Here is a 3,528-nt window from a genome sequence, read left to right as displayed (position 1 = left end):
AAAAGCCTGAAGAGACCGTGAAGGCCGCAGCCGCGGCGACGCCCGCGGCTGCCGAAGAGCAGAAGCCCGCGCCGAAGAAGCGCGCTGCGGCGAAGGCCGTCAAGACGACCAAGCCCGCGAAGAAGCGCGCCGCCCCGAAGGCGAAGGCCGCTCAGACGACCGAGGACGCTCCCGCGCCGCTGCCGCCCGTCACGGGCGTGCCTGATCTCGACGATCCGCTCCTCTACATCAACCGCGAGCTCAACTGGATTGAATTCGACCGCAAGGTCCTCGACGAAGCGTGCGACGCGAAGACGCCGCTCCTTGAGCAGCTCAAGTTCCTCTCGATCTTCCACAACAACCTCGACGAATTCTTCATGGTGCGCGTGTCGAACATCATTCGACAGTTCAAGATCGGCGCGCCCTCGTGCTCCGCGGACGGCCTCGCCCCGGTGAAGCAGCTCGCCGAGATCCGCCGCCGCGTCCTCGGCATGCTCGCGCGCGCGCAGAACCACTGGAAGGAGCTCGTCCCCGAACTCGCGAAGAAGGGCATCTCGATCGTGCGCTACAAGGACCTCACGGAGAAGCAGAAGAGCTTCCTCGAGGGGTACTTCCTCAACGAGATCTATCCGATCCTCACGCCGCAGGCGATCGACGCGGGGCATCCCTTCCCGACGATCTCGAACATCTCGCTCAACTTTCTCGTTGAGCTCGAGGGCCCCGACGGAAGCGTGCGCTACGCCCGCCTCAAGTCCCCGAACAACATGCCGCGCTTCATCTTCGTGCCGCGCACGAAGGAGTCCGCCTACGCCGAGCTCGGCTTCAACCCGAACGGGCGCGACGACGACATCATCCTGCTCGAAGACCTGATCCGCGAGCACCTCGGAAAGCTCTTCCCGGGCCACAAGGTCCGCAAGTCGATGCTCTTTCGCATCACGCGCAACACCGACCTCGAAATTGAAGAGGACGAGGCCGACGACCTCTTGGCCGCCGTCAAGGACTTCATCGACCAGCGGCGCTTCGGCGACGTGATCCGCCTCGAGCTCGAATACGGTTCGGACCAAGCGCTCACGAGCTTCCTCACCGAGAAGCTCGAGCTCCTGCCCTTCCAGATCTTCCGCATCCGCGGCCCGCTCGCGATGAACGAGTTCATGCCGCTCATCGGCCTCGACCGCCCGGCCCTGAAGGATCCGCCCTACAAGGGGCTTGAACCCGCCTTCATCGCCGAAGGCGACGTCTTCCCGACCATCAAGAGCCGCGACGTCTTCCTCTACCACCCGTACGAGAGCTTCAACGGCGTGCTCGAGTTCATCCGCCAGGCCGCGGCCGACCCGCAGGTGGTCGCGATCAAGCAGACGCTCTACCGCTGCGGCTCGAACAGCCCGATCGTGGCCGCGCTCATCGACGCGCGCCGCCGCGGCAAGCAGGTGACTGCCGTCGTGGAGCTCAAGGCGCGCTTTGACGAAGAGCGCAACATCAACTGGGCCGAGGAGATGGAGAAGGCGGGCGTAAACGTGGTCTACGGCTTCGTCGGCCTCAAGATCCACGCCAAGCTCTGCCTCGTCGTGCGCCGCGAGTCCGAAGGCATGTGCCGGTACGTGCACATCTCGACGGGCAACTACAACCCGAGCACGGCGAAAATCTACACGGACTACGCGCTCTTCACGGCGAACCCGGACATCTGCGCGGACGTCTCGGACCTCTTCAACGTGATGACGGGCTACTCCAACCAGACCGCCTACCGCGAGCTCGTCGTGTCGCCCCACAGCACCCGCTCCTCGATCATCGCCCACATCGAGCGCGAGATCGAATGCCACCGCAAGTCCGGCAAGGGCGAAATCATCCTCAAGTGCAACCAGCTCGTGGACCGCGCGGTGATCAAGTCGCTCTACGCCGCGAGCCAAGCGGGCGTGAAGATCTCGATCATCGTGCGCGGCATCTGCTGCCTGCGTCCGGGCATCCCCGGCGTGAGCGAGAACATCTCGGTGCGCAGCATCGTGGGGCGCTTCCTCGAGCATGCGCGCGCGTACTACTTCCGGCACGGCGGCGATCCCTTCATGCTGATCGGGTCCGCCGACCTCATGCCGCGCAACCTCGACGGGCGCATTGAAGTCCTCACCCCGGTCCTCGACCGCGGGATCCGCAACCGCATCAAGGCGACCCTCGACCTGCAGCTCGCCGACAACACGCAGTGCTGGGTGCTCCACTCCGACGGCATCTACGAGCGCATCACGCCGCCGAAGAACGGCCGCGCGGTGGACTCGCAGACCTACCTCGCGAAGCACTACGGCCACGCGGAATAATCCGCAGCAGAAGGGTGCGTTCTGAACGCACCCAAGAAGGAGAAGAAGGGCGGCTCCCGCTGAGGGGGGCCGCCCTTCTTCGTCTGTTGGAGATCCGGAGGCCCCGCAACGGCCCCCTTCAAAGCGGAAATCAGCGCCCGCCCGCCGTGAGGGCGACCAGACGCAGCGTCACCGCAAGGCTCTTCAGCCACGAGCCCATCGGCATGAATTCGCACGAGCTGTGGAAGTTGTGCGCGCCGGTGAAGTAGTTCGGGGTCGGGATGCCCTGCGTGGAGATGAAGGAGCCGTCCGTGCCGCCGCGCATCGCGAGGTTGATCGGCTTGACGCCCTCGAGCCCCATCGCCTCCTCGAGGAGGTCGACGCAGGCGCGGTTCTCGGGCTTGATCGCGTCGGCGATGTTGCCGTAGACGTCCTCAAACGCGAGGGCGATCTTCGCGCGCGGGTAGCGGGTCTTGAGGTACTCGGCGGCCGCCGCGATCAAGGCCTTCTTCGCCTTGTAGCCCTCGAGGTTGTGGTCGCGGATCTTCATCGAGACGGAGCACTTCGAGGGGCCGCCCGAGATGCCGTTCACCCAGACGAAGCCTTCGGTGCCGGCGGTGCATTCCGGCGTCTCGGTGCGCTCGAGCATGCCGATGAAGTCGTGCGCGGCGAGGATGGGGTTGACGAGCACGCCCTTGGAGCTCATCGGGTGCGCGGTGACGCCCTGGATGTCGAGCCGCGCACTGCCGGCGTTGAAGGTCTGCCAGACGATCTCGCCCAATTCGCACGAGTCGATCGTGTAGGCGAAGTCCACCGGGAACTTCGAGAAGTCGATCTTCTTCGCACCGCACAGGCCGATCTCTTCGTCGGGCACGAAAGCGACGTAGATGTCGCCGTGCGGGCGCGCTTCGTCCTGGATGATGTGGAGCGCCGTCATGATGTTGGCGACGGCGGACTTGTTGTCGGCGCCCAAGACCGACGTGCCGTCCGTCACGACGAGGTCGTCGCCCACGTAGCGTTCGACCTCGGGATGCTCCTTGACGCGCATCCAGAGGTCCTTCTCCTTGTTGAGGCAGATGTCGCCGCCCTGGTAGCCGCGGATCACCTGCGGATGGATTTCGGGCGACAGGCCCGCGTCCACCGTGTCGAGGTGCGCGCACCAGCCGACCTTCGGGGCCTTGGCGCCCGCGGGGAGGTTGGAGGGCAGGTGTGCCTTGACGCACTCCCCGCCCTGAAGGACGGGGATTCTCCACTTGACCAACGCTCA

The 3,528-nt window shown here is 65.2% G+C and carries 2 protein-coding genes; one reads left to right on the top strand and one right to left on the bottom strand.

Features of this window, described 5'->3' with window-relative positions:
* The first annotated feature begins 17 nt into the window (after window positions 1-17).
* Window positions 18-2,282, top strand: a complete 2,265-nt coding sequence (gene ppk1, locus ACT6Y9_RS09505; protein WP_443744348.1) for a polyphosphate kinase 1 — start codon at window positions 18-20, stop codon at window positions 2,280-2,282.
* A 130-nt stretch (window positions 2,283-2,412) separates the two neighbouring features.
* On the opposite strand, the gene ACT6Y9_RS09500 is transcribed toward ppk1, so the two are convergent.
* A complete protein-coding gene (locus ACT6Y9_RS09500) occupies window positions 2,413-3,522 on the bottom strand; it encodes a peptidase T (RefSeq protein WP_443744347.1) in 1,110 nt (369 codons plus the stop codon).
* Window positions 3,523-3,528 lie beyond the last annotated feature (6 nt).

It is taken from the genome of Sutterella sp. (genome assembly GCF_052272535.1).
GTDB lineage: Bacteria > Pseudomonadota > Gammaproteobacteria > Burkholderiales > Burkholderiaceae_F > Sutterella.
The sequence above is the reverse complement of the archived record's forward strand: the minus strand, read 5'-3'. Positions and strand labels throughout refer to the sequence as shown.